General features: G+C 29.6%; 24 protein-coding genes and 1 other RNA gene. 14 read left to right on the forward strand and 11 right to left on the reverse strand.

The window, feature by feature from the left end; genetic code table 11:
- Positions 1 to 29 precede the first annotated feature (29 nt).
- Positions 30 to 401: a DUF779 domain-containing protein gene (locus tag ACTS9J_RS01580; RefSeq protein ID WP_180905490.1), complete on the reverse strand. Its 372-nt coding sequence runs from the start codon at positions 399 to 401 to the stop codon at positions 30 to 32.
- Between the two features lie 28 nt (positions 402 to 429).
- A complete protein-coding gene (locus tag ACTS9J_RS01585; protein ID WP_286474546.1) occupies positions 430 to 1935 on the reverse strand; it encodes an aldehyde dehydrogenase family protein in 1506 nt (501 codons plus the stop codon).
- A gap of 141 nt (positions 1936 to 2076) precedes the next feature.
- Here ACTS9J_RS01585 and ssrA point away from each other — a divergent pair.
- From ssrA to ACTS9J_RS01615, 6 genes are all read left to right on the forward strand, one after another.
- Positions 2077 to 2474: a transfer-messenger RNA gene (ssrA, locus tag ACTS9J_RS01590) on the forward strand.
- Between the two features lie 179 nt (positions 2475 to 2653).
- The gene (locus ACTS9J_RS01595; RefSeq protein WP_448352751.1) at positions 2654 to 3922 is read left to right on the forward strand and encodes a tyrosine-type recombinase/integrase; all 1269 of its coding nucleotides are present in this window, start codon (positions 2654 to 2656) and stop codon (positions 3920 to 3922) included.
- Between the two features lie 144 nt (positions 3923 to 4066).
- Complete coding sequence (locus tag ACTS9J_RS01600; RefSeq protein ID WP_448352752.1) at positions 4067 to 4834, forward strand: hypothetical protein; 768 nt, start codon at positions 4067 to 4069, stop codon at positions 4832 to 4834.
- A gap of 109 nt (positions 4835 to 4943) precedes the next feature.
- Complete coding sequence (locus ACTS9J_RS01605; protein WP_448352753.1) at positions 4944 to 6323, forward strand: DUF3987 domain-containing protein; 1380 nt, start codon at positions 4944 to 4946, stop codon at positions 6321 to 6323.
- Between the two features lie 469 nt (positions 6324 to 6792).
- Positions 6793 to 7461 (forward strand): hypothetical protein, encoded by a 669-nt coding sequence (locus ACTS9J_RS01610; protein WP_152606162.1) that lies wholly within the window; start codon positions 6793 to 6795, stop codon positions 7459 to 7461.
- Between the two features lie 43 nt (positions 7462 to 7504).
- Positions 7505 to 7876: a hypothetical protein gene (locus ACTS9J_RS01615; protein ID WP_448352754.1), complete on the forward strand. Its 372-nt coding sequence runs from the start codon at positions 7505 to 7507 to the stop codon at positions 7874 to 7876.
- 524 nt (positions 7877 to 8400) lie between these two features.
- On the opposite strand, the gene ACTS9J_RS01620 is transcribed toward ACTS9J_RS01615, so the two are convergent.
- The 3 genes from ACTS9J_RS01620 to ACTS9J_RS01630 form a co-directional block, all read right to left on the reverse strand.
- On the reverse strand, positions 8401 to 10242 hold the full coding sequence (locus ACTS9J_RS01620) for an ATP-binding protein (protein ID WP_448352755.1): 1842 nt from the start codon (positions 10240 to 10242) through the stop codon (positions 8401 to 8403).
- A gap of 163 nt (positions 10243 to 10405) precedes the next feature.
- A complete protein-coding gene (locus tag ACTS9J_RS01625) occupies positions 10406 to 11185 on the reverse strand; it encodes a hypothetical protein (RefSeq protein WP_448352756.1) in 780 nt (259 codons plus the stop codon).
- Between the two features lie 86 nt (positions 11186 to 11271).
- The gene (locus tag ACTS9J_RS01630; protein ID WP_448352757.1) at positions 11272 to 11685 is read right to left on the reverse strand and encodes a hypothetical protein; all 414 of its coding nucleotides are present in this window, start codon (positions 11683 to 11685) and stop codon (positions 11272 to 11274) included.
- A gap of 111 nt (positions 11686 to 11796) precedes the next feature.
- Between ACTS9J_RS01630 and ACTS9J_RS01635 the strand changes: the two genes are divergently transcribed.
- The 3 genes from ACTS9J_RS01635 to ACTS9J_RS01645 all read left to right on the forward strand — a co-directional run bounded on the left by ACTS9J_RS01635 (position 11797) and on the right by ACTS9J_RS01645 (position 13790).
- A complete protein-coding gene (locus tag ACTS9J_RS01635; protein ID WP_038336637.1) occupies positions 11797 to 12063 on the forward strand; it encodes a transposase in 267 nt (88 codons plus the stop codon).
- A 23-nt stretch (positions 12064 to 12086) separates the two neighbouring features.
- Positions 12087 to 12974: an IS3 family transposase gene (locus ACTS9J_RS01640; RefSeq protein ID WP_181816276.1), complete on the forward strand. Its 888-nt coding sequence runs from the start codon at positions 12087 to 12089 to the stop codon at positions 12972 to 12974.
- Between the two features lie 381 nt (positions 12975 to 13355).
- Entirely contained in the window at positions 13356 to 13790 is a 435-nt protein-coding gene (locus tag ACTS9J_RS01645; RefSeq protein WP_180905479.1) for a JAB domain-containing protein, read from the forward strand.
- Positions 13791 to 13964: 174 nt separating this feature from the next.
- On the opposite strand, the gene ACTS9J_RS01650 is transcribed toward ACTS9J_RS01645, so the two are convergent.
- Positions 13965 to 14804, reverse strand: coding sequence for an HAEPLYID family protein (locus ACTS9J_RS01650; RefSeq protein ID WP_038336266.1), 840 nt, complete (start codon positions 14802 to 14804; stop codon positions 13965 to 13967).
- Positions 14805 to 14990: 186 nt separating this feature from the next.
- On the opposite strand from ACTS9J_RS01650, the gene ACTS9J_RS01655 reads away from it, so the two are divergent.
- Positions 14991 to 15686, forward strand: coding sequence for a hypothetical protein (locus ACTS9J_RS01655; RefSeq protein WP_219034502.1), 696 nt, complete (start codon positions 14991 to 14993; stop codon positions 15684 to 15686).
- A gap of 52 nt (positions 15687 to 15738) precedes the next feature.
- Here the strand turns inward: ACTS9J_RS01655 and ACTS9J_RS01660 are convergent, their stop codons facing one another.
- From ACTS9J_RS01660 to ACTS9J_RS01675, 4 genes are all read right to left on the reverse strand, one after another.
- Positions 15739 to 18120: a GumC family protein gene (locus ACTS9J_RS01660; RefSeq protein WP_448352758.1), complete on the reverse strand. Its 2382-nt coding sequence runs from the start codon at positions 18118 to 18120 to the stop codon at positions 15739 to 15741.
- A 2-nt stretch (positions 18121 to 18122) separates the two neighbouring features.
- Positions 18123 to 18884, reverse strand: a complete 762-nt coding sequence (locus tag ACTS9J_RS01665; RefSeq protein ID WP_125348880.1) for a polysaccharide biosynthesis/export family protein — start codon at positions 18882 to 18884, stop codon at positions 18123 to 18125.
- A complete protein-coding gene (locus tag ACTS9J_RS01670) occupies positions 18874 to 20814 on the reverse strand; it encodes a polysaccharide biosynthesis protein (RefSeq protein WP_448352759.1) in 1941 nt (646 codons plus the stop codon). The genes ACTS9J_RS01665 and ACTS9J_RS01670 overlap by 11 nt, the downstream gene beginning before the upstream one ends.
- Before the next feature lie 102 nt (positions 20815 to 20916).
- Positions 20917 to 22185 carry an OmpA family protein gene (locus tag ACTS9J_RS01675; protein ID WP_448352760.1) on the reverse strand — a complete coding sequence of 423 codons (1269 nt, stop codon included), beginning with the start codon at positions 22183 to 22185 and terminating at the stop codon, positions 20917 to 20919.
- Positions 22186 to 22400: 215 nt separating this feature from the next.
- Between ACTS9J_RS01675 and ACTS9J_RS01680 the strand changes: the two genes are divergently transcribed.
- The 4 genes from ACTS9J_RS01680 (at position 22401) to ACTS9J_RS01695 (ending at position 25098) form a co-directional block, all read left to right on the forward strand.
- Positions 22401 to 23336 carry a ribose-phosphate pyrophosphokinase gene (locus ACTS9J_RS01680; RefSeq protein ID WP_038336277.1) on the forward strand — a complete coding sequence of 312 codons (936 nt, stop codon included), beginning with the start codon at positions 22401 to 22403 and terminating at the stop codon, positions 23334 to 23336.
- A 45-nt stretch (positions 23337 to 23381) separates the two neighbouring features.
- Positions 23382 to 23966 (forward strand): 50S ribosomal protein L25/general stress protein Ctc, encoded by a 585-nt coding sequence (locus ACTS9J_RS01685; protein WP_038336278.1) that lies wholly within the window; start codon positions 23382 to 23384, stop codon positions 23964 to 23966.
- A 139-nt stretch (positions 23967 to 24105) separates the two neighbouring features.
- Entirely contained in the window at positions 24106 to 24540 is a 435-nt protein-coding gene (locus ACTS9J_RS01690; protein ID WP_286494986.1) for an RrF2 family transcriptional regulator, read from the forward strand.
- Between the two features lie 60 nt (positions 24541 to 24600).
- Positions 24601 to 25098 carry a hemerythrin domain-containing protein gene (locus tag ACTS9J_RS01695; RefSeq protein ID WP_221854727.1) on the forward strand — a complete coding sequence of 166 codons (498 nt, stop codon included), beginning with the start codon at positions 24601 to 24603 and terminating at the stop codon, positions 25096 to 25098.
- 108 nt (positions 25099 to 25206) lie between these two features.
- On the opposite strand, the gene ACTS9J_RS01700 is transcribed toward ACTS9J_RS01695, so the two are convergent.
- The gene (locus ACTS9J_RS01700; RefSeq protein ID WP_291091878.1) at positions 25207 to 26265 is read right to left on the reverse strand and encodes a glutaminyl-peptide cyclotransferase; all 1059 of its coding nucleotides are present in this window, start codon (positions 26263 to 26265) and stop codon (positions 25207 to 25209) included.
- Positions 26266 to 26302 lie beyond the last annotated feature (37 nt).

The following is a 26302-nucleotide window of genomic DNA, read 5'->3' on the forward strand; positions in this document are numbered from 1 at the left end:
AGCCATTTGCATTGCAAATGGCTTTTCTGTTATAAATTGATTTTAACTTCGTCTAATTGATTAAGTTCTTCTTGAGAGAATATTCGATAATTGACTTTAAATGTTTTGCCAAGCGGAACTTCTAACGAAAAACCTCCTGCGCCAATCGCATCAATTACATCTAATTCGAAATGTGCATGTTTCCAATATTCGAACAGATCTTTGTCAATCCAAAATTCAACTCCATCAATTTCTCCAATGCAAACATCTTTGTATCGAAGGTAAAATTCTCCTTTTCTGAAACATTGTGGTTGCGTTCCTTCACAGCAACCTCCCGCTTGATAAAGCATTAAATCGCCATGTTTTGCTTTTAATTCATTCAATAAATTAATTGCTTTTTCTGTTGCATCAACACGTTTCATTTTTTGAGATTTTTAATTAATTATTGATTTAGAAGAAACCTAATTTCTTTTTGCTATAAGAAACTAACATATTTTTAGTTTGACGATAATGGTCTAACATCATTTTGTGGTTCTCACGTCCGATTCCAGATTGTTTATAACCTCCGAAAGGCGCTCCAGCAGGATAACTATGATATTGATTAACCCAAACACGACCAGCCTGAATAGCGCGTGGAACTTGATACAATTGATGTGCATCACGCGTCCAAACTCCAGCTCCTAAACCATAAATTGTATCATTAGCAAGTTCAATCGCTTCTGCTTCATCTTTGAAAGTTGTTACAGCTAATACAGGTCCAAAAATCTCTTCTTGGAAAATACGCATCTTGTTATTTCCTTTAAATAATGTTGGTTTGATGTAATAACCATTTTCGATATCTCCTTGTAAATGATTAGCATCTCCACCAGTTAAAACTTCTGCACCTTCTTCTTTTCCTAATTTAATATAACTTAAAATTTTGTCATATTGAATTTGAGAAGCTTGCGCACCAATCATTGTTTCAGGATCAAGAGGATTTCCTGCTTTAATCATATTTACACGCTCTACAACTCGTGCAATAAACTTATCATAAATAGATTCTTGAATCAATAATCGAGAAGGACATGTACAAATTTCACCTTGATTAAGTGCAAATAATACTGCACCTTCAATTGCTTTGTCTAAGAAATCATCATCATGATCCATTACAGATTCGAAGAATACATTTGGCGATTTTCCACCTAATTCTAACGTAACTGGAATAATATTTTCTGTTGCATATTGCATCACGAAACGCCCTGTAGCTGTAGATCCTGTAAATGCAGCTTTCGATACTTTAGGATTTGTCACCAATGCGCGACCTAATTCTCCACCGAAACCATTTACAATGTTAACAACTCCTGGAGGTAATAAATCTCCAATTAATTCGAATAAATATAAAATCGAGATAGGAGTAGATTCAGCAGGTTTTAAAACCACACAGTTTCCAGCAGCCAAAGCAGGAGCTAATTTCCAAACCGCCATCAAAATTGGGAAGTTCCAAGGAATAATTTGCGCAACAACACCAATTGGCTCATGGATAATAATTGAAACAGTATCTTTATCTAATTCGTTGATAGAACCTTCCTCAGCACGAATAACTGAAGCAAAATATCTGAAATGATCGATAGCTAAAGGAATATCAGCATTCAACGTTTCGCGAACTGGTTTTCCGTTATCGTAGGTTTCTACAGCCGCAACATTTTGTAAATTTTCTTCGATTCGATCTGCAATTTTATTCAAAATAATGCTTCGTTGCGTTGGCGAAGTTTGACTCCAACTTTTGAAAGCTTCGTGAGCCGCATCTACCGCTTTTGCTAAATCTTCTTCCGAAGAATGAGCAGCTTTTGTAAAAACTTTTCCAGTAAGTGGCGTTACAACATCAAAGTATTTTCCGTTTGTAGGTGGCGTAAATTGACCATTGATGTAATTGTCATAATGATCTTTGAATGTAGGTACATTAACTAAGTTTCCCATTTTATTAAAATTTTTGTGAATTGAATTTTCTCTAATTTATTCAAATTTGTTCAATAATTATGTTTAGAAAAAGTTAATTCTATTTGGTATAAAATTTGTACATTTGGCATCCGTCAATTATTTATTGACAATTTACTTTATGGGGCTGACTGGTTTTGACAGCAGGGCCAATGGGTAAGTAAGCATGCAGTGATAGGTTGTGTACTCACTTTAATCAGGCACTTCAACTTTTTAACTGGCAACGAAGAGTACGCTTTAGCTGCATAATTCTGAATTTTAGTAAGAATACGCCACGTCTATACTAGGTATAGAAGCTGAATGTCCCTCAAAAGCCTTGACTTACGGCGTTTGATACAGGGACACGGGAAAGTAAGAATAGAAACCTTAGTGCATCGGATAGGTTTCGAGATTTTAGATGATAAGCGGTTGACAGAGTGTTTATTCTCAGGATATCGTCGAAAATTAATAATAAACTAAGCATGGAGAAAGCTTATTTGTTGCTTGTTTGGACGCGGGTTCGAATCCCGCCAGCTCCACACAAACAACTTTTATAAACACTAAAAGTTATTAAACCCTCTAAAATAGAGGGTTTTTTTGTGTCCATACTTTTTGGAATTATATAAAAATCGGTGAAAAATCGCTATTTCATCCCCTAATTCATCCCCTCGTATATCAGCTTGAATCCCTCTCATAGAAAGGAATTTTTAAAAAATGATATATGATAAAGACAACATTTGTATTGAAAGAGCCAAAGAGTAGTTCAGAAACGATTATTTATTTGGTCATGCGTTGGGATGGTCTACAGATGAAAATCTCAACCAAACAGAAGGTTAATCCGAAGTTTTGGAATAAAGACAGGTTGAAGGTCAAGGAAACCATTTCAGAAAAGAATCATCAAAATATAAACAAAGAATTGGTCGAAATTGAAAAAGTAGCTTATGAAATGTTTAATAGCTTTACTGATACCTTCAAAAGAAAACCAAATTCGGAAGAGTTAAAGAATTTGATTGAACAGGAATATTTTCAGAATAATCCAATGTTTAAGAAAGTCGATAAGAAAACAATTTTAGATTATTTTGATGACTACATTGAAACTATAAAATCTACAACAGCTCATACCACAGTTCAAAAGTATAAACAAGCCAAAGAAAACTTCAAAGATTTTCAGAAGGATAAGAAGCGTATTTATAATACTGAGATGATTGATTTGAAGTTTAGAAATGAATATGTAGAGTATTTAATCGAGACTAAGAGGTATGCTCCGACTACTGTTTATCGTAAAATGAAATTTTTGAGAACAGTTTTATATTTTATTGAGAATTTGGGCATCAAGGTTAATCCATTTTTGCATAATAGTAGATTTTTGACAAAGGATATCGAAGTAGATAACATTGCTTTGAGTGAAAGTGAGATAGATGAAATGGAGAAATTAAACTTATCTGATAACAAAAGATTGGAACAGGTAAGAGATTTATTTTTAGTTGCATGCTATACAGGTCAACGATTTTCAGACCTCAACAAGATAAATCAATCAAACATTATTGATGATGAGTACATAGCAATACGACAGCAGAAAACAAATGAGCAATTAACTCTTCCATTGTTGAAGGTGGTAAAAACAATTCTTGTAAAGTATAGTTATAAACTCCCGAAGATTTCTAATGTCAAGTTCAATGAGTACATCAAAGAAGTTGCTAAACTATGCGAAACACTCAATAAGCAATACAACGGAGATAATAAAAAAGTTAGATGGCAGATGATAAGTAGCCATACAGCAAGAAGAACGTTTGTAACGCTTAATTATGGAAAAGGAGTTGATTTAGATACGTTGAAACTCGGTACAGGACACAAACAAACTAAAACCCTACAAACATATATTAAGATGAACGATAAGCAGAAAGCAGATTTGTTGAGGTCGAAACTTGAACCAAAAGAGTATCCTACAATAGCAAAAGTTATTGATATTAAGAAAGCTGTAAACTTGTAATTTTTGTAAGAAGCTACTATGGTAGATTACAGGCTCAGGAGATAAAGAAGAGGTTCTATATATTAAAACAGTCCTGAGCCTTACTATAATAATATTTAAACTACTATTTTTACAATAATACAAAAGTTACAAAAAATACATAATATGGAAGAACCTACTGTTTATAATTTTCAAATTGTTACTGAAGAAGGTTATAAAGATATAGAAAGAGAGAGTTTATCTAGGAAAGTTCGTTTTAATAAAAGCTATAGTAAAGGTTTCTTACATGATTTAGAATTCCCTTTTAATGAATTTAGAATTTCTAAAAAAGCAGAATCTTTGCTTGATGAATTGTTTAAATCATATGGTTTAGTTGAGCTAAAAGGAAAGTTTTTACAATTAGGGATTCAATACCAATATAATTTTATAAAAAAGTATAATACAATTAGTACTGAAGAAGAGAAAAAGATGCTTCAAGAATTTATTGATGCTCAATCAGAATTGAAACGGCTCAAAAATATTCTTAGTGATGATTTTAATTCTACAGAAGATCTTGTAAAAATTGCTTTTACTCCAAAATCAACATCTGAAGAAGTTGTTAGAATTAGTAATTTTTTCGCATTATTTTCAATAACCCAGAATTTAAAAGAATTATTAACCGATGAATATATCGAATCCTATATGACAAAAGTAGAAATTGATAAAGTAACTCATATAATTCTAAAACATAGACTCTATTCAGAAGTTGAAAAATTGCTCTCTGAAGTAGATGAAAAAATAAAATTTATTGTAATTTTTTGTCACATCTTCCAAATTCCATGTGTTAAAGGCGTTTTTTCAAATTGTAATTTAAACGAAACTACTATCTCTTCATTTTATAATAAAAGATATTATGATGCTGTAACAAAGGCTATGAGTGGAGAGTCAAAGTAAAAATAATTAAAAAATTAGTCTCCGTTCAATTCTTCAGCTTTCGCTCTAAACTTGCAATAGAAGAAAAGATAGTCTTTTCGAAAAAAATAAAATTATAAATATGACAAAAATGTCATCAACGAACTTAATGTTCGAAAGTAAGCCATTATTAAATGGAAATTTTAGTAAGTTAGAGATAGACTCTAACGTTGATTTGAAAACAACTTCTAAAGAAGAAGTAGAAATTTCACAAGGAGAGGTAGAGGGTTCACAGGCGGAGGTAGAAACTACCACGGAAGACATTACATTTGAAATACCTGATGATGGAAAATTTCCACAGGAGGTATTTGATTTAGCTCCAGATGTGTTAAAACCTTTATTAGAAACCTTTACAGGGCGAGAGAAGGATATCGTTCTCCTCTCAAGTTTAACGCATCTTAGTGCGATTTTCCCAAAAATATTTGGCTATTATAGAGATGAGTTGTTCTTTCCAAATCTCTACTTATTTGTTATTGGGCAAGCAGCTACAGGTAAATCGAAGTTATCGATTGGAGAGAAAATTATTCAAAAAGTAAAAGAAGAAATTCTAACAAAAAATTCTAACTTCTTTATTCCAGCGAATAGCAGTAGTGCAAAACTACAAGAGAAATTGTCAAATTCGTTTTCGGATGGGAGTTATATCCATGATAACGAAGCTGATACTTTATCTTTTGTATTAAAGAAGGAGTGGGGGGACTATTCAGAGATATTACGTAAAGCATTCCAACACGAACGCATTAGTATTTCTCGTAAATCTTATCCAGAAATTATATGTGATACCCCAAGGTTAACGGTGGCTATTTCAGGAACAGAAGGGCAGTTAAAGCCCTTGATACAATCAAGGGAAAACGGTTTATTCAGCAGAATCATGTTCTACACCTATCTTGAGAAACCTGAATGGAATGATGGATCTTACGTAGGAAATCGTAGACAAGAAATTCATAATCTGAACGATTACTTATTCAAGGTGTACGAGGTTGTTAATTCTTTAGAGCGTGAATTTTATTTAAAAGAGGAACAACTCAAAGATTTTAACAATTTCTTTGAAGGTTATTTTAAAGCAGTACAAGAAATTGATGAAAATCTAGTAGATATTGTGTTGCGACAAGCAATAATGATGTATCGTTTGTTGATGATTTATACTGTTTTGGAGAATACCGATGAATTTTCTGATGTAATGGATAGATTTGAATGCTCTGATAGAGCTATTGATTTTATAAAAGTTATTCTGCCTTACTTACTAAGAAATTCTTTAGATACGGCTAGTTTATATGACAAATCAATTGATTTGAAGGCTTCTGAGTCTGAAATTTTACAATTGCTACCTCAAAATTTTAAAAGAGGAGAGGCGGTGAAAATTGTTGTTGAGAAGCTTTTGGTTAGTGTTAAGACTGTAGATAATGCATTAAAAAGGTTATTAAATAAAAAGGCATTGACTAAAATCGGTACAACTTATTCCATAGTTAATTAGAAAATAAGGAGGTTTTTTACCTCCTTATTTTTTACAAATCAAAAAACAACAACATTGGTTAACAAAGCAAATTTTGTTTTATATTTGTCTCAATAACATATCGTAAAACTAACGTGAAGCGTTAACGAAAATCTTACCTATAGGAATCTGGTACATTCAAAAATGAGGAGTAAGGTTAAGTTGATTCTCATGTCCTTTATAAATAAAGGGCGTGGGTTTCGCTTATCTATGCCTCAAGGCTTACCAGAGCCCCTATAGATAGATAAGAGTCCGAGCCTACGCCTTCTTTTCTAATCAAAATCATCTATTTAGGCTCATTAGATATTACTTTTATATGAGCACACTTTTTCTAATTTTATCCATCTACTTTTTGTATATATCCGTATTCTTTATTACAGATACAATTCGAAGATTTAATCGATTAAAAAGCGATAATGGTCATTTGAGATATGAATATAAAAATGGCGATTTGAACAATAATACTTTAATGACTTATTTGACGATTTTTAGTGAAATACTTATGTGCTTTCCTCTTGTTAGTCTTATTGGATGGAATTGGTATTTTATTGTGCCTGTTAGCTTTATTTTAAGTCGAATTATATTGCCAATTTCTTTTACACCAATTATGTTTATGTTATATCCAATAGGTCAAATATTGAGTTTAGATGGAGTTTATAAACATTATTATGCTTCGGTTGTTTTTGGAGTTATTTGTTATATAGTTCCTACCTTTTATATGATTGATGGTGAATTTATAGAGGAACTTAGTGTAGATAAAATATTATTAGCAATAATTGTGATTATTGGCTTTATTTCAGCAGTTTTTGTTTATAATAAAAGTTCATCGAAAGTTAATATGCTTGAAAAGTATGAATATTTAATTTCTAGTTTATTATCAGAACCTCGAATGGAAATATTTTCTGACGCTCCTTCTAAAACAGAAATTGGATTTTTATTATTTGGGCAACCTTTTATGAAAATTATTCTTGAAGAGAAGAATAATAAATTAATTGTTACTTGTCATACAGATAGTTTAGAGAATGGATTTATTTCTAAAGAATGGAAATTTGACACTAATAAAAACCAAAAAGAAATATATGAAGAGATTAGAGAGGGCTTATTGTCTATGGTGGCTTAAATTATAAAGAAATATAAATTTTCAATCAACAATAGTAATTAATATGAAAAATAAATTTATTTTAAATGTTTCAAGTTTTTTAGGTTTAGTTATACTATACTTAATTCCTTTATTATTTTTCTTCTCTATTTTAACTTCAGGAGAAAAATATGCACCTAATTTTTTCGATAAAAACCCTGCTATGACATTTTTATTAACCTTTGGATTATTTTATTTATCAAGAATTGTAATAAGACCGATTTATAGGTTTAAAAAATATTTAATTAGATATAATAACAATGAAATTTCAGACTTTGAATTTAATAAATATTGGCTGAAAAGTAGAAATTCTGCAATAGTAGTAAGTTTGTTAATTTTTACAATTCCATTTTTAATACCTCATTTTTATTGTTTAAAAGAATCAAGAATTGGATAAGGGGTTTTAAATGAAAATACTGTGAATAACACAATTTATATCATTATCTAAACAAAAAAGTATTATATTATAAATATAAACCTCAGCTAAAAATTAGCTGAGGTTTTTTGTATTTGTAAAAATTGTACACTTTGTAATTCTGTAATCTATGTAATAATAAAATCAATATATCTTCTATTTATATGTAAGCACAGGAGGATTAAAAAAGGTAAAATATAATTAACTAAAAATCAAAATACATATATAAAATAATAAGCTTACAAGATTTACAATGTTACAAAAAGTACAAAAACTGCAAATCCAACCGATATCTCTTTTACATCTCCTGAGCTTGAAAGCTATCTTGAAACTTAAATAGGAAACAGCGGACAAAATCTATATTAACATAACTTGTTGTTATAGTCGCCTACGGGCTATCGGGGACAAGCCCACTATAACCAAATTATGTTAAATATATTTTGGAGATTAAACCTCTTTCTTTATATCCCATTTTACAAAGTAAATGTATATGCTGAGTTCTTTTTTTATTGTGTAGAAAATTTACTTTTAATAAAATTTAAAAATGTACTGTTTCTTGCACTAGCATCAGAAACAATGGCATCAATATCCCACATAAAGATCCCAACAGGAACAGACCTTTTAGGATTTAAAGAAATAGCTACATCCTTTTCATTATAATATAGTTTACCTGAAGAATATAATTCTGTAAAATCACTTGATAAAGCCAATTCAACTTCATCATTAAATTCAATAATGCCATAATACCAAATTCTTTGCACTTTGTTATTATAATATTTCATTAAATTTCTTGCTCTTGTTTCTAGTTGATTTACAGTTTTTAAGTTTTCATAAAGATTTACACCTCGTTTTTTTAATTCCACTATTACAACGTCGAAAGGCTTTTCTTCATTTGGATTATTTGAAAAAATAAATGCAAAATCAGGTCGATCTATATCTCTAGCTATTTCTTCACCTTCAACTAAATGTTCAACAAGTTCAGACATTTCTCTATCACTCAGTGTAATTTCGTAAGTCATAAACTTATCATCAAGTAACCAAGAGTTGTTTTTATAAATGTCATTAATTAGATTATCTTTTTCAAACCTACCTTCTTTTCCTTTTGAGGCAATTAAATTATGTAATTCAGCTTCACTTTCTTTGGAAGTTGAGTTTTTAAGCTTGTCAATGGTTAATTGTCTAAATAATATATATTCAGTTAATGCTCTAGCAGAGATTTCAAGAGATTTTTCAAATTGCTCGTTTGTAAGATGATTAGCATCAAGTATTTCTTTTTGAGCTTTAAAAAATTCTTCTTGAGCATTTTTTAAAATTTCATTTCTTTTAATATAACCGATGTTTTCAATATCAAAATATCCATTTAGATGTGGGTATCTATTAATTAAATTTTCTTTGATTAACTTGTTACTTTTTTTGATTCTAGGAATTTGTTCTTCAATTAAGCTTGTTACTTTTTTTCTAAATATTCTTTGAATTTCTTTTAACTCTCCATTATTTAATGTAAGATTTTGCCTTGCTGCATCAACTTTTCCAATAAAATAATCTGAAAATAATAAGAAAATCATTTTATAACCAGTTGGGATATTTTCATTAGCAATTAATTCAATTTTAAAAGTTCGATTGTCAATTGAAATAGCAGAAATAAGGGACGTTTCTTTTGGTTCGACTTCTTCTATAGAATAATATAATTGAAATTTATCGATTAAACTTAGTGTACTATCAAGTTCTACAAATGACATTGAAGGTATTTCTTCATTTGATAAAGTCTCTTTGTAAACGTTATTATTAATAGTTGTAGAAATGTTTATATTTATAATTCTTCCTTGTATCTTATATTGAAAAAGCCTTGAATAAAACTCTTCAAGTAATCTTTTTTTTATGCCTATGGGAGTAAAATAATCTGACTTTGCAATTTTTTGAAGTGTATAATTTTTCAAAAACAATGTTGTACCATTGTTAGAATGATTAATTTTTTTTAAAATGAATTTATCACTTTCAAATTGTTGAGAGAAAGTAAACGTTCTTTTATTTGTATTTGAAAATGTACTTTCAACAAAAATTTCATCGAAGTAGCATAAATAAACTAATCTACCTAATCCTTTATGAGAACTTTCCTCAACATCAAATAGTTTAGAAAATTTACTGTATCTATCATCGTCAAATCCCAAACCATTGTCAGAAATTTTTAATTCTAAAGTTTCCGGTCTATTAGGTGCTTCTAAAGATAATTCAATATTTACTTCTGTAGCATCAGCGTCTAATGAATTGCTAACGGCTTCAAAATAAACCATTTCAAGAGATGAGTTGCTAAAAAACATTTTTACTGCTTGACCTAGCTTTACTTTCATATTACACTAAATGTATTAGTTATTAATTGTAAAAATAAGTTATTTATTAGTTTATATTATTAGAAATAATTAAATATAAATGAATTTACATAAATTGAAACTAATTTATTTTTAATCAGTTATTTAACTGTTTGTTTAGTTGATTTTTATATGAATCTAACGATTATTTATTAAGAAAATTTCTTAATTCACTTATATAGAAATTTATAGCTTTAATGTTTTGTTCTTTCTGTAGATACTCTTTATTGATTCCTAATTCATCAGTATATTCAAGTACAAAATGAAGAGTAGTTTCAATGTTATTTATAACTATGATTAATGAGTCGCCTATATTATTTATGAATACTTCAAACAATTCTTCTTTATCATTTTCTTCAATATTACCTTTTTTTAAAATTGAAGAAAGTGCGTTCAAACAGTTATAAGTTGTTATGATAAAGGGAGCTAAATCTGATGAACATTGTAATAGTATTTGATAATTATGATTAATATCTTTTTTTTGTTTTACAGCCTCTTTTAATTGATCTTCCCTATTTTCTTTGTAGTTATAAATATTAATTAATTTTTTTTCAAGAAAAAAAATTGCGCTACTTCCTGAAGGAGCCTGATGCATATTAGATAAATGTATGTTTTCAATTGATTTTTCGAATTTAGAAAGTTGAGAATACACTAAATTTGTAATTCTATTGTGTGAATACTCATATCTTGAAGCTATCATTTCATCTCTTTGTAATTTCATTTCAGATTGTTGCATTATTAAAGACACAATAATACCACAAAGAGCTATACCAGAAAAAATTGAGTTTAAAGCGCCAAAGCTATCTCCAAAAGTACCCTTATCCGTACTTTCTTCAAAAAATACTGATAATATAAATGGATATGTTATTGTTAATATTAAAAATATTATTGATATTTTAATAAATAATGAGATATAATTTTTCATATATAGAAATATTAATGGTTTATATCTTAATATAGAATATATTAGGATATAATTAATAAGAGTCAAACATTTTAAATAAAATGTTATTAATCTCTCTTTAATAACGTTTTATAACTTTCAATTTTAACCCAATATATTATCCATAAAATAAACGCAATTAAACCAAATAAAATACCTGCAATTGGAATAACAGTAAGTATTTGAAGAATACAATATGCTATCCCTAAAGCGAATGTAGGTTTTACTTCATTGTTACCTATATTTTTTTTATTTAATTCATCTCCTAAGGAAATAGAAATTTTATTAATTACAATCATTTGCCAGATTATTCCAAAAAGTGGTATTAAAATTAACCAAACGTCATTTGGATTAATTTTTCTATTTTCAAGAGAAATCTCTTTAATAGTATTTTGTAAAGTCTTTAGAAATAATATATAAGGTATTGTAATAACACCCATTAAAATTATTAGTATAATCCATTCTTTTCCTCCAAGTCCCATATTAAATATTTTTTTGCAATATAGTAATTATGTAAATATTTATTTACATATTGTAATCTTCCCTAAAAACCGGACCGTTTAAAAATATAGTTTATTAACTTAGGGATAATTATGAAACAGAGCAATTTTACAGAAGTTCAGATCGTCAAGATCTTATCAGAACAAAATCAAGGCAAAACAGTCAATGAAATTTGTCGTGAACATGGAATAAGTCAACCCACTTTTTATAAATGGAAGAGTAAATATGGCGGAATGGAAGCCCATCAATTAGCTCAATTAAAAGAACTAGAGAAGCAATTGTCCCAATATAAAAAAATTGTAGCAGAGCTTACTTTGGAAAACGTAGTTTTAAAAGATGTTATCGAAAAAAAGCTATAACGCCTTGTGAAAAACGAGAGTTGGTGTTGTATTCAAAAGAAAAACATCAGCTAAGTTCTCGCAGGGCTTGTCGTCTATTTAGCTTAAGAACATCCGTTTTTTATTATCAAAAAGTACGTAAAGATGAGGATGATAAAATACGTTTTCAATTGATAGCGCTATCCAACGAGCATCAAACTTGGGGCTTTTGGATGATGCATCATCGTTTACGAAATTTAGGATTTACTTGGAACCATAAACGAGTTTATCGAATTTATACTTCGATGAAACTTAACCTACGTAATAAACGTAAAAAAAGACTTCCTGCAAGGATTAAAGAGCCGCTTTTACGTCCGATTTATCCAAATGTAACGTGGAGTATGGATTTCATGCATGATAGTTTAGAAAACGGAAAAAGCGTGAGAAGTTTGAATATTATAGACGATTTTAATCGAGAAATTTTGAGTATTTGTATCGACACAAGCTTACCTTCAGCTAAAGTAATTTCTGAACTTGAAAAACTAATCGAATGGCGAGGGAAACCTGAGAAAATTAGAGTAGATAATGGTCCAGAATTTATTGCTGAAAAACTAAAACTATTTTGTCAAAAAAAAGCCATTGAATTATATTATATTCAACCTGGGAAACCTACGCAAAATTCGTTGATTGAAAGATTTAATAGAACTTTTAGAACAGATTTTTTAAATGCTTATTTATTTGAAAATATCAAAGAAATGAAAAATTATACAGAAATTTGGATGTGGATGTATAACAATGAAAGACCACACAGTTCTTTACAATATCTTTCTCCTAGAAATTTTTTATTGAAATATGGTAAGGTCAAAAATCCTAATGATTTTCCTACATTTCAAATTAATCAAAATAATAATACAATAATATTAAATAAAAACTATACTTTTAAATGTTCCTAACAAGGGGAAGATTACAATATCATAAATCAAAATTTTAGTATTAGATATTTGATTTTCTACCTTTCCTGTGATTCTAAATATTTGAGAAGGTATTGATTAAAATATCTCTTTCTACAATTACAAACTTTACAATTTCTACAAAAATTTTTTTTATAAAATTTTCGAACACGTAAACTACCCTCGAATAACCCCCGCCTATTTTTGGAAGATTTGGAATCCCCCGCACCACTTTTTAATAGAATGGTTTTTTCTGGTGGATTCATTCATCCTCCTGTGATTCTAAATTAATGTTTAACAAACGTAGAGGTAAACAAACTTGCTTGTTTTTGATACTAAATCATCAACAAAATTTATCTCTACTCTAAAATCTTATAGCCAAAAATGAAGGTGTCAGAAATTAAAATCTCATATATGAATGAAGTTGATGAGAAAATCAAAGTAATGGGAAGTAGTGAAGTTTATCAAGTTCTTAAAGCGAATTGGGATTTGGATACAATTGAACTTCAAGAAGAGTTCAAAATATTATTACTAAATCAGGGTAATCAAGTTTTAGGAATTAAAAGCATGTTTAAGGGAGGAATTAACACTTGTAGCATAGATGTAAGGTTAATTATGGGAATGGCATTAAAAGCTAACGCATCTGCTCTTGTAATAACTCACAACCATCCAAGTGGGAACTTAAATGCGAGTGAATCAGATAAGCGAATAACTTCTAAAATCAAAGAGTGTTGCGAGTTATTTGATATTCGATTGTTAGACCATATTATTATGGCTAAAAATTCTTACCTTAGTTTTGCAGACGAAGGAATTCTTTGATTTAAATAAATATACGAGTAGGGTTGAAGATGGTTAGTGGAAATCATCCCCGATTTCATCCCCTTTAGAAGGTTTTTAGAGCTAAGAGATTGATATTTAACACATGTCCTTAATCCCGCCAGCTCCACAAATCTCCTTTAAAAAGTTTTAAAGGAGGTTTTTTTATTAAGAAAACTAAGGTTCCCAAATAATACGTGTCATCACATCAAGGTTGGTTCCTGTATGTTTGGTGATAGAAACTCCAGTAACCAAACCAATCATTAAATTGTGTTGAATAGCCAATCTAATTTGAGGTCTTAAAGTATAATGAAATCCATCGCGGTCAATATCCATATTATTTTCAAGTCCAATAAAGTTTTTCGAATTTGGTAAAACATACATCATACTTGCATTTATAGTTGCTCCAACATCTACTTTTTGCTCTTTATAATGATGTTCAAAAATAGGACCTGTATAGATTAACGTGTTGAAATTTTTAAAATTCTTTGCTCCAATAAAAACAGGATTCATTTTCATACCCGTAAATACAGAACCTTGATGTCCTAATTCTTTAAAATTATTAAACTCAAATTCATGAACATAAGCTACAGCCAAAGACATTTTTTGTTTTTCATTTACTAAAAAAGTATATTGAGTTGCTAATTTTAAACCTTCAATTTTATTGTTCGGAACATAAATAGAGCCATCGTTATTATCGCTTTTGTGATTAAAAGAAAAAGGTACTTCAACCTCCAATCCCAAACGATCTGCAACAGCCCATTCATACTCAATAAAACCATTATATTCATTATATCCTTTTTTTGAGGTCACTCCAAATCCTACATTTATCTCAGCTTCTCCTTTTCGTGCGCCCAAATCACGCATCAAATCTGTATAGAGAGGTTCTGCATGTTCAACTTTAGGTTTTAATGTTTTTTGTTGAGGTTGAATGGTGATAATTGAATCATTTTTCGTCTGAGCTATCGTAGTAATTGTTAAGAAAGTGCTTGTAATTATTGTTAAGAAAAATTTCATTTGTTTATTATTTTGAGACAAAGGACAAAGAAGATTTAGGAAGAAATTAGGAATTGAAGTTTTACCCCTTTAAAAATCTAACCTATTAAATTTTGAAGTTTTTTGATACTTATCATTTTAAGAATAATAAAAACTATCTTATCTTAGTCGATGAATTAACACCACATTTAAGACAATCAAACAATTATGAGTTCCTACGAATATTATAACTTTCCGATACAGTTGATAAACGGTTTTTTAGATGATTCTAAAAAAGTTTTGATTGATATTTCACATTATTGTATTTATAGAGTTTTTATAGATAATTTCGAAAAATATTCGGGTTCTTTTACAGGTTATCAGAAGGCTTGTGATGATTTTGGAATCGAATTTAAAAATGTTGCAGCAGCTTATCAAAATGGTAAAGATTTGTATGAAGCAACAATAGATAAAAGTCCGATGGTTGGAATGACTTCTGAAATGTATTGGGATTATATGACCAATGAAAAATCTGAATTTGAAAAGGTTTTACTGCTTGGGGATCTTGCTTTTAAAAGCATTTTAGGTGCAAAATCATATATAAAATTGGATAATAAATATTGGTTTAGCCGAATGAATGGTTCTGTAAAATCAATTGCGAAAGAAGAAATTTCTCCAAAACTTCAACGTTATTTGAACGAATATCAAACCAAAAAGATTAAGAATCAATTAATTGCTGGTTGGGGATTAGCTTCATATTCAAGATATAATCGCGGATTTTATGTGAGTTATAAAATGACATTAGATGATTTGGCTTATCATGCAGAAAAGATTAGAAAATCTACACAAGATAAAAAGATCAAAAATGATGTAAAATCAGCTCACGAAAAAGCATTAGAGAGATTGGAGAAGGAAGGTCAATAGTGTATATATTTTATAGAACAAAAAACCTGAAGATTAACTTCAGGTTTTTATTTTATTTACGTTTAAAAAGGTTTTTAAAAAATCCACCTTTATTATGGTTTTCTCCATAACCATAGCCATAACCATAGCCATAACCTTTTGTAAAGTCAACATCATTAATAACCATAGCCATATTCTTAAGTCTATTTTCTCTATATAAATCTCTTGGAATTGCTAGCATACGTTTATCTAAGTAGTTGGCACGAACTACGTACATTGTAATATCTGCATCGTCTGAAATTAATAGTGTATCAGTTACTAAACTTACAGGAGCTGTATCAACTATTACATAATCATAATGTTCCTTTCCATATTTAATAATATCATCAAATCGTCCATTCATTAATAATTCGGATGGATTAGGTGCTATTTGACCTGAATAAATAACATCGAATTTATAATGTGCAGGTTTTTTTATGATAATATCATCAATATTAACATCATTAGAAATTAAATATTCAGTTACACCATATTTATGTATATATTGATCAGAAATACCTAAATAATCTAATACTTTTGGACTTCGAATATCAGCTCCGATTAACAATACTGATTTTCCAGACATTGTTAAAATCTGAGTTAAGTTAGTTGATATAAATGATTTTCCTTCTCCACTAGTTGTAGATGTAATATAAATACATTGAGGATCTGTTGAGTTCTTTAATAAGAAATTTACATTTGTTCTTAAGATTCGGAAAGCTTCAGCAGCACTTGAGTTATCATTATTTTCTAATATAGAAATATTACTTTTCGGTACTTGTCCTGCGATAGGTGCTCCTACGGCATTTTCTACATCTTCTTTTGAATTAACTGTATTATTTAATAATTTGTATATATAAATTATTATAAAAGGTATTATAAGACCTACAATAAGCGCTCCTAAAAATATAATACTTTTTTTAGGGGAAACAGGTTCTTTTATACCATAAGCATAATCAATTACTTTAATATTTTCTGGTGTTGCAGCAGCTTTTATTTCATTTTCTTCTCTTTTCTGAAGTAAGAATAAATATAAAGCCTCTACAATTTGTTGTTGGCGAGATATATCTCTAAAACCACGCTCTTGACTAGGTACTTTTTTAATTTTTCCAGCAATTTGATTTTGCTTTCCTTGTATTGTATTTAAAATAGTTTGTGTGTTATTTCTATATAATTTTAAACTATTCTTCAGGTTTCTTTTTACATCATTTATTTGCTCTTGTAATTTAATAACATTTGGATGTTCATTTGTTACAGATTTTAACATATCTTCTTTAGCTAGGACTAGTTCGTTGTATGAAGATATTTCTGATGAAATAGATTTATCTTCTAAACCAATATTTGAAGGAAGTAAATCTGTACGAGACGTATTAAGAGCTCCATTCATATATTCAACTAATTGTAGTTGTGTAGAAGCATCTAATAATTTCTTTTCATTATCAGCAGCACTCTCTAAAAAAATATTTGCTTCAGAGGTAACATCTGTAATATTATTACTTTGTTTATATTGTTCTAATTGTTTGTCAACACCATCTAAATCGCCACTAACAATAGCTAACCTTGAATCAATAAACTTAGATGTAGCTTCAGTTAATTTATGGTTATCGCCTACAATATCTTTGTTGTAATTAATAATTAAATCATTAATTACTTTTTTAGAAATCTCAGGAACAGGACCTACTAATGAGAAGTTAATAATTTTAGAACTTTTTTCACTGTTAGGATCTATAGCAAGTTTCTTTTGGTAATTATCTACAGTCTTATCAATAGAATTTAAAACAATCAGATATTCATTATCAATTGATTTAGCTAAGTTTTTATTAGGACTGATAACAAAACTTCCAATCTTATCATTTATTTTTTGTCCAAAAGAATATTCCTTTTCTGTAGAAGTTGTTTTGTTTGTTAAAATAAATTTTGTTGTAGATTTTATTTGAACAATAAATTTAGCTTCTAAATCTTCATTGGTTTTATCAGCTTCGTTTAGAAAAATAATTTTAATAGGAGATTTCTCTTGAGTTAATTCAACTTCAGCTACACGACCTTTACTAAAATATTGAATATTTAAATTATTTTCTTCTACAACCTTAGTAATTAGTCGTTTTGATTTTAAAACATCAATTTGATCACCAACTTCAGCATTTGTTGAAAATCCCCCTCCAAGCATAGCTTGATCCATTAAACCAGCTAATTCACCTGTTGCAGATTCTTTCTCATTTAATAATATTTTAGCTGAAACTTGATATTGTTTCTGAGTATATTTAACATATAAAAAGGCTAAGGTTAAAGAAATAATAACTCCAAATACAAACCATTTCCAGTAATAAAGATATTGTTCTAAAATTTGCCTGATATTAATCGTTTCTTCAGACTCATCGAAGTATTGGTCTTCTAGGTTATTTTTATTTGTACTCATTTTTATTTAGAAATAACAGCAATTACAGATATTATAACACCAGCAACAGATATCCATAATGAATAGTTTGGTGTAAATTTAGATGATGAAATTTTAGCATTATTTGGTTCTACATAAATAACATCATTTTGGGCTAAATAATAAACAGGAGAGTTTAGTATTTCTTTGGATGTTAAATCGACGTTATATGTTTGTTTTTGTCCATTTTGTTCACGAATAACCATAATATTATTTCTAACACCATTAATAGTTAAATCACCAGCCATACCTAAAGCATCAAGTATACTTACTCTTTCGCTTGGAATTGTAAAATTACCAGGTTTAGCAACTTCTCCTAAAACGCTAATTCTAAAATTTGTAAAATTAATATTTACCCCAGGATTAACGATATATTTTGAGATTTTTGCTTTTAATTCATTTTCAGCTTCTGTTCTAGTTAATCCACCTACTTTCACATTACCAATTAACGGATAGTTGATATAACCATTTTCATCAACAGTATAAACCTTCGCATAAGGATTATTTTGCACCCCAGAATTTACTTGATAAACACTTTGTTGATTAAAAGGTTCTGTAGCTTTTATATCAGCAGCACTTACACTGATTGCTAGCATATCAGAAGATTGAATTTTAGGAATATATTCTTCGTATTTCGTAGTAGATTGTTGATCTCCTTGAAAGTAGACTAATTCTTTTTTTGATGCACAAGAAGAAATAGTGAGTATAACTATTACAATTAAAAGATTAAAAATTTTATTTTTCATAAATTAAGTTATCAAGTTTTTCAAATTCTGAGTTTTGAGATTTAAATTCTGGTACAATCTCTTTTATTTTAGCCACTAAATGCATGACTTGCTCATGTTTTTCTATGGTTGAAGACATTAAGCATAGTTCTTCAATTAGTTTTTTATTGTCTTGACATTTGTTTGTATTAACTTTTGCTATCATTATTTTTTCATGATGGGTCTTTACTGTATTTTCATCATTAGCCAATAACTCTTCATAGATTTTTTCACCTGGACGCAAACCTACAATTTTTATATCAATTTCTTCAGGATATTTAAAGCCACTTAATCTAATCATCCTTTTAGCAAGATCAATAATTTTCATTGATTCGCCCATGTCGAATACAAAAATCTCACCACCTTTTCCCATAATAGCCGCTTCTAATACTAATTGGCAGGCCTCTGGAATAGTCATGAAAAAACGTGTAATATCGGGATGTGTTACTGTCAAAGGACCTCCGTTTTCTAATTGACGTTTGAATAAAGGTATTACAGAACCATTAGATCCTAAGACATTGCCAAATCGAGTAACAATATAATTTGTTTTAGATTTTTCATTTGTACAATTTACATAAATTTCTGCCACACGTTTGGTTGCTCCCATCACGTTAGTCGGATTAACCGCTTTATCTGTTGAAACCATAACAAATTTTTCGGCACCAAATTCATTCGCTAAATCAGCAATAATTTTTGTTCCATAAATATTTGTATTAATTGCTTCATATGGAAATCTTTCCATTAAAGGAACATGTTTATATGCAGCTGCATGAAAAATAATTTGCGGATGATATTTATCAAAAAGGCTTAACATTCGTTTTCGATCTCTTACACTCGAAACGATATAATCTATTCTATTTTGTTTTTCTTCAGAAATTTCATTTTTTAAAGACTGTTGAACATCATATAGAGCCGATTCTGCCTGATCAATCAAAATTAGTTGAGCAAAATCCATCATAGCAAGTTGCCTTGAAATTTCACTTCCTATAGAACCTGCAGCACCAGTAACAAGTATTACCTTACCTTGTACATTTTCATTAATAATAGGGTTTTTCAACTTAATTGATTCACGACCTAATAAATCTTCAATTTTTAATTGTTTGATTTGAGCAGGCTTGTATGTACCATCAATCCAATTAGAAATAGGTGGAATTATTTTTATGTTTACATTCAAATCTTCTAATGATTTGGATAGATTTAATAATTGATTCGTTTTAATATTTTGAATAGAAATAATAATTTCTGAAATATCATTTCGTTCAATGAATTTATTATCAATATCATTTATAGAATAAATTTTAACACCATCTATAAATGTTCCAATTTTAGAAGGTTTATCATCAATAAAACCTACAACTTTATAATTAAACTGAGTATCATTTTGTAAAATATCTCGAGTAATTAATCCTGAATCTCCTGCACCGTAAATTAATATTTTTTGTTGTTCCTTATTTTTTGAGAAAAAATAATTATAAATCCATTTATAATATAATCTGGCAATAACCATTATTACTGTTGAAATAAATAAATGGACAAAGATAACAGAGTAAGACATTCTGAAAACATATGAAACAGGAGTGTTCTCCGAAAGATTAGATTCAATGAATTGTCTATAGATAAAAGAGATGAAGAAAAGAATCAGAAAAGCCGTAGTATTAGATACAAATACATTTTCAGCATCTTTTAACCCCGTTTTTTTTACAATTCCCTTATATGTTTTGAAGTATAGGAAACATAGAGTATATGCTGCTACAACAAATGGTAATTTAAATAATAATTTTTCTAAACTAAAAGAATTTAGAAAACTATTAAGTATAAAATTGGTTATTACATAGCTAAAGAAAACAATAAGTATGTCTATCACTAATACTACCCACCTAGGAGTAATAAAGTGTTGATTAAAAGGACTCAATGTTATAGTAATTTAAGTGATGGTAAAGATAAAAAAAAAATCAGGAATAGACAGCCTGCAATAGGAAAAATCTACCCCTGATTATATTTAATTTAAGAAAAATTATTTTACTCTGAAAACAACTCTTCTTGCTAATTGATGAGAAGAAACTTGAGAGTTTTTGAACTCTTTATCTTCACCTTCACCAATAGTAGTTAATTGAGAAGCATTAGCTCCTTGGTTAACTAAAATTGCTTTAACATTTTCTGCTCTTCTACGAGATAAATCTTTATTGAAAGCATCACTTCCTACTGGATCAGCAAAACCTAAAATTTCAATTTGAGCATTTGGTTTAGCTTTTAAATATTCAGATACAAATTTAATACCTCCAACTGATTGTTGATATGGTTTATCAGAATTATAATCGAAATAAACGTTAATAATACCTGAGTTGATCATTTGCTCTAAGAAATCAGCATCGTTAACGATTGTAGTATTTCCACCAGCATTTTGTTTGATGTACTCTTCAATATTATCTGGAATACCATTTCCATTGTGATCAATTGTAACACCTTTAGTATCAACAACTGCACCTGGAGCTGAATCTGCTTCTTGGTCTAAGTAATCAGCAACACCATCACCGTCAGTATCTTTTAACATTTGTTCGATATTAGATATACGATTTTCTAAGTCAGAACGAGTTGGTTCGTAAACCCAGTCAGCGTGTTTTTCATTTTTACCTAAATAAAATGTTAAACCTAATGTTGCGTTCCATAAAGAACCATCAAACCCTCTTCTTGCAGAAGCATCAGAAGACTGTCCGTCCCATGTAGTGTTTTGACGAATAGTTTTAGTATAAGATAAATCTCCTGTTAAAACAAGTCTATTTGTCAATTTAACTTGTGGAGTTAAACCTAATGAAACTAATCCCATTTCGTCGTTATCATCTAATAAGCCAGATGAATCTCCCTTAGTAGCATCATTGTTCATAAAACCATAACCAACACCACCATGAGCTAATAACCCAAACGTGTTTGTCCAAGTTTCAAAATTCATCATTCGTCCTAAATTAGCAACTCCTGATAAATCAACACGGTAGAAATTTGATCTAAAGTGTTCAGAACCTTCTCCTTCTTTCAAACGATCGTATCCACCAGATAATTTTAAACCGAATTTGTTGTTAAACATATAACGAACTCCAAAATTTGCGTTGTAAAAACTTGGTGTTTCATTATAGTATCCATCTGTAAATGGACTAATCGCTTTATTAGCTCCAGCTTGAGCTTCTATAGACCACTTGTTGTAATCGTTGTTAACTGTTTCAGTTACTTCTTGCGCTTGAGCAAAAATCCCTAATCCAATTACACTTAATAGGTATGAAATCTTTTTCATGAGGATATATTTAATTACAAAATTATATAAATACTTAATAACGAATGAATAATTTACAGAAAAAAAACAATAAGTAATTAAAGTCATATTTTCTGAAATTATTAAACATGTTAAAAAATTAACACAATAACTGTGCCGAAATTAATTTTCATTTTTCTTGTACCATGTTTGAATCATTTAAATTATTTTTGCATAAATATTTCCCAAAACAAACAATGGAACAATCAGCATTTCTTTTTTCGACCAGAGGATCATTAGAATTAGCACAAAAAATTGCCGATCAATATGGTCAAGAACTTGGTAAATCTAAAATTGTAGAATTTAGCGACGGAGAATTTGTACCCGCTTTTGAACAGCCAATTCGCGGAGCTCGCGTTTTCTTAATCGGTTCTACAATGCAACCAACAGACAATTTAATGGAATTACTTTTAATGTGTGATGCAGCAAAACGCGCATCTGCTAAAAGTATTACAGTTGTTATTCCTTATTTTGGTTTTGCTCGTCAAGATCGTAAGGATGCACCACGTGTACCAATTGGAGCAAAATTAGTTGCAAAAATGTTAATGACAGCTGGAGCAACTCGTGTAATGACTATGGATTTACACGCTGATCAAATTCAAGGATTTTTTGAAGTTCCTGTTGATCATTTATTTGCTTCAACAATTTTTGTTGAATACATTAAAGGTTTAGGTTTAGATAATATTTGTATTGCTTCTCCAGATATGGGAGGTGCTAAACGTGCAAATACTTATGCTAAATATCTTAATGCAGATATCGTAATTTGTCATAAAGAACGTAAAGTTGCTAATCAAGTTGATAGCATGATGTTAATCGGTGAGGTAGAAGGTAAAAATGTTATTTTAGTGGATGACATGATTGATACAGCGGGTACACTTGCTAAAGCGGCTGAATTGATTATGGAAAAAGGAGCAAAATCTGTTCGTGCAATTGCAACGCACGGAGTTTTATCTGGACCAGCTTATGAGCGTCTTGATAACTCTCTATTAACGGAAATTGCTATAACTGATAGTATTCCATTAAAAAATACTTCCGTATCTAAAATAAAAGTATTATCTTGCGCTCCGCTTTTTGCTGATGTTATGCATTTAGTACATAGCAACAAATCTATTAGTCAACGTTTTGTTATCTAGTGGTTTAACTAAATATTAAATTATTTTTATTATATACATATTATTATGAAGTCAATTACAATTCAAGGTGTAAAAAGAGAAGACTTAGGTAAAGTGGCTACACGTAACCTACGTAATGCTGAACAAGTACCTTGTGTGGTTTACGGTTCTGGAGAGCCTATCCACTTTTCAGCTGATGAAAAAGCATTCAAATCATTAGTTTACACTCCAGATGCTCATACAGCAACTATCGAGTTAGCTGATGGAGCTAAAATTCAAGCAATTTTACAAGACATCCAATTTCACCCAGTAACGGATAAAATCTTACACGTAGATTTTTACCAATTAAACGAGGACAAACCAGTAACTATGGAAGTTCCAGTTCGTTTAGTAGGACGTGCTCGTGGTTTAGTAGCTGGTGGGGTTTTACGTTTCAATATGCGTAAATTAAAAGTTCGTGCTATTCCAGCAAACTTACCAGACGAAATCGAAATCGATATCACTCCAATGAGAATTGGTCACAAAATGTATGTAGAAACATTGAAAAATGATAACTACACATTCGCTCATCCAGATAACGCAGTAGTAGTAGCTATTCGTACTTCTCGTAACGCAGTTAAGGATGCTGATCAAGACGAAGACGAAGATTAAGAAATTTTCTTTTCAGATAATATTAAACCACTCATTTTTGAGTGGTTTTTTTATTTTTAAAAATTTAATAAGATAAATTTGTCCGATTTAAAATTAGTTGTATATTTGCTTCATAATTTATAATGAATAAAAGAAATTAATGTTTTCTAAAGCGTGCGAATATGGAATTAAGGCTTGTGTGTTTATTGCACAAGAATCTGTAGAAGGAAAGAGAGTCAATTTAAAACAAATTGCAAATTCTATTAATTCTCCAGAAGCTTACACAGCCAAAATTCTTCAACAATTAGTTAAAGCAAATGTGATTTCATCTGTCAAAGGAAAAATGGGAGGTTTCCAAATGGATGCAGCGCATTTAGAAGATATCAAATTAGTGAATATCATCAAAGCGATTGACGGAGATGGTCTTTATCATAGTTGCATTTTAGGTTTAGTAGAATGCGATACTAACAAACCTTGTGCTTTACATAGCCGTGTTTTTGCAATTCGTAATGATTTGCGAGGTATGCTAGAAAAGACATCGATGTTTAATTTGATTGATGATCTAGAGAAAGGAATTGCTTTTCTTAAGCATTAAAAAAATTTGATTAAAAATAAGATAAAAATATCCGATTATCCGAATTGAAAAATTATAACAATGAACCTATTAATAGAACTTCCTCAAACAACTGCTTCTCAGATGAGTTATACTGTAACAGTAAATCTAAATGAAGCGTGCGAAAGGCATCATAAAACATTATTTTTTTGTTGGAATATTCGTGCTGGAATAGATAAAGGAGTCGATATTCAACGAATTGTTGATTATGTAAATTGGTATGGGGAAAAAGTATTATTCAAAAAATTTGAGATAGAAGAAAATTACTTGTTTTCGCTTTTAGATGAAGATCATTACTTGGTAAAAAGAGCATTGAAAGAACATAGACGTTTGAGACGCTTATTCAAAATAGATGCAAAAAATCCGATGAAAAGTTTGATTTATATCGAAGAAGAATTGGATTTGCACATCAGATTTGAGGAGAAACAAATGTTTCCTGAATTTGAGAAAAATGCAACACAAAAAAAGTTAAAAGTAATTAAAGAACAATTTAATTCACTTTTAACTAACACAGATTGGAAAGATCAATTTTGGTTATAGGATCTTTCATAACCATAAATTTTTACTTATAATTTTTTAGATGATTTTTGAAAAAGAAAAGCTCGATTTTGCAGGTCGAGCTTTTTGCTTTTTTATGTGTTAAGGAAATTATTTCTTAATCTTAATTTCAAATATTTTATCCCAGTTTTTACCTGTTAATAACATATTTCCGTTGTCTTTGAAAGCGATTCCGTTCAATTCTTGTGCTTGCGGATTTCCTTGTTTTCCTTTCAATTCAGCGAAGTTAAACTCTACTTTTACAGCGCCAGTTTGCGGATCAATTACCACAATATTACTGTTATCTGCATGTCCAGATTTTAGGTAAACATTTGCATAAATTAAACCATCGTGGTATTCAATTTCATTCAAATAACTATATGGTTGTTGACTGTCAAAAGCTTGAACAGTTCTTAGATAATTAAAGTTTTCATCAAAGAAATGAATACGTTGAGAACCTTCTGTTATGGCCAATTCTTTTCCAATTGTTGTAATTCCCCAACCTTCGATAATTTGAGCTGGCATATCAAATTTTTCAACTTGATTAAAGTTTAAATCATATTTATAAATCACACGATCTTGCCATGTTAATTGATAAATAAAACCATTCAGTTCTGTAATTCCTTCTCCAAAAACATCGTCTTTGATTTGATATAATTTTGTAGGTTCAGTTGCCCCCAATTTATATTCAATCAAACGTGTTTTTCCTCCGCGAAGTCCAGTTCCTTCGAAAATATTTCCGTTTTTGAAATAAAAACCTTGCGTAAAATAATCTGGATTATGTGGATAAGTTCCTACAATTTCATAATTCCATTGCGCAGCCGGCTCATTTGCATAAACCACAAACGTAAAATCGCGCGAATTTGTTTCTTCTTCTCCTTTGAAGAATTTCAAATTAACCGTATGATTTCCTAATCCAATTGTTTTTCCGTCAATCGTAAAATCAGCAGGAACTTCTTGTCCATCCACCGAAACAACAACTTTCGTAATTCCATCTAAATTAGTTAAAGGAATATCGATTTTGTCGCCAATTTTGTATTTATTTTGTTCAATTTTCGAAACAATTTCAGTGATTGCAGTATTGTTTTTTCCTGTAGAATCTTTACAAGAAAATAACACTGAAGAGAAAACTGTTGCACAAACTGAGGCAGCGATTAAATATTTTTTCATTTGATGTGTTTTATGTTTTATGAATTACGTTGCTAAT

Source organism: Empedobacter sp. ULE_I140, from assembly GCF_053482575.1.

Bases quoted from the DNA above. Each gene is read 5' to 3' on its own strand.
- ACTS9J_RS01580 (WP_180905490.1), bottom strand. From the start codon at position 401: ATGAAACGTGTTGATGCAACAGAAAAAGCAATTAATTTATTGAATGAA.
- ACTS9J_RS01585 (WP_286474546.1), bottom strand. From the start codon at position 1,935: ATGGGAAACTTAGTTAATGTACCTACATTCAAAGATCATTATGACAAT.
- ACTS9J_RS01595 (WP_448352751.1), top strand. From the start codon at position 2,654: ATGATAAAGACAACATTTGTATTGAAAGAGCCAAAGAGTAGTTCAGAA.
- ACTS9J_RS01600 (WP_448352752.1), top strand. From the start codon at position 4,067: ATGGAAGAACCTACTGTTTATAATTTTCAAATTGTTACTGAAGAAGGT.
- ACTS9J_RS01605 (WP_448352753.1), top strand. From the start codon at position 4,944: ATGTCATCAACGAACTTAATGTTCGAAAGTAAGCCATTATTAAATGGA.
- ACTS9J_RS01615 (WP_448352754.1), top strand. From the start codon at position 7,505: ATGAAAAATAAATTTATTTTAAATGTTTCAAGTTTTTTAGGTTTAGTT.
- ACTS9J_RS01620 (WP_448352755.1), bottom strand. From the start codon at position 10,242: ATGAAAGTAAAGCTAGGTCAAGCAGTAAAAATGTTTTTTAGCAACTCA.
- ACTS9J_RS01625 (WP_448352756.1), bottom strand. From the start codon at position 11,185: ATGAAAAATTATATCTCATTATTTATTAAAATATCAATAATATTTTTA.
- ACTS9J_RS01630 (WP_448352757.1), bottom strand. From the start codon at position 11,685: ATGGGACTTGGAGGAAAAGAATGGATTATACTAATAATTTTAATGGGT.
- ACTS9J_RS01635 (WP_038336637.1), top strand. From the start codon at position 11,797: ATGAAACAGAGCAATTTTACAGAAGTTCAGATCGTCAAGATCTTATCA.
- ACTS9J_RS01645 (WP_180905479.1), top strand. From the start codon at position 13,356: ATGAAGGTGTCAGAAATTAAAATCTCATATATGAATGAAGTTGATGAG.
- ACTS9J_RS01650 (WP_038336266.1), bottom strand. From the start codon at position 14,804: ATGAAATTTTTCTTAACAATAATTACAAGCACTTTCTTAACAATTACT.
- ACTS9J_RS01655 (WP_219034502.1), top strand. From the start codon at position 14,991: ATGAGTTCCTACGAATATTATAACTTTCCGATACAGTTGATAAACGGT.
- ACTS9J_RS01660 (WP_448352758.1), bottom strand. From the start codon at position 18,120: ATGAGTACAAATAAAAATAACCTAGAAGACCAATACTTCGATGAGTCT.
- ACTS9J_RS01665 (WP_125348880.1), bottom strand. From the start codon at position 18,884: ATGAAAAATAAAATTTTTAATCTTTTAATTGTAATAGTTATACTCACT.
- ACTS9J_RS01675 (WP_448352760.1), bottom strand. From the start codon at position 22,185: ATGAAAAAGATTTCATACCTATTAAGTGTAATTGGATTAGGGATTTTT.
- ACTS9J_RS01680 (WP_038336277.1), top strand. From the start codon at position 22,401: ATGGAACAATCAGCATTTCTTTTTTCGACCAGAGGATCATTAGAATTA.
- ACTS9J_RS01685 (WP_038336278.1), top strand. From the start codon at position 23,382: ATGAAGTCAATTACAATTCAAGGTGTAAAAAGAGAAGACTTAGGTAAA.
- ACTS9J_RS01690 (WP_286494986.1), top strand. From the start codon at position 24,106: ATGTTTTCTAAAGCGTGCGAATATGGAATTAAGGCTTGTGTGTTTATT.
- ACTS9J_RS01695 (WP_221854727.1), top strand. From the start codon at position 24,601: ATGAACCTATTAATAGAACTTCCTCAAACAACTGCTTCTCAGATGAGT.
- ACTS9J_RS01700 (WP_291091878.1), bottom strand. From the start codon at position 26,265: ATGAAAAAATATTTAATCGCTGCCTCAGTTTGTGCAACAGTTTTCTCT.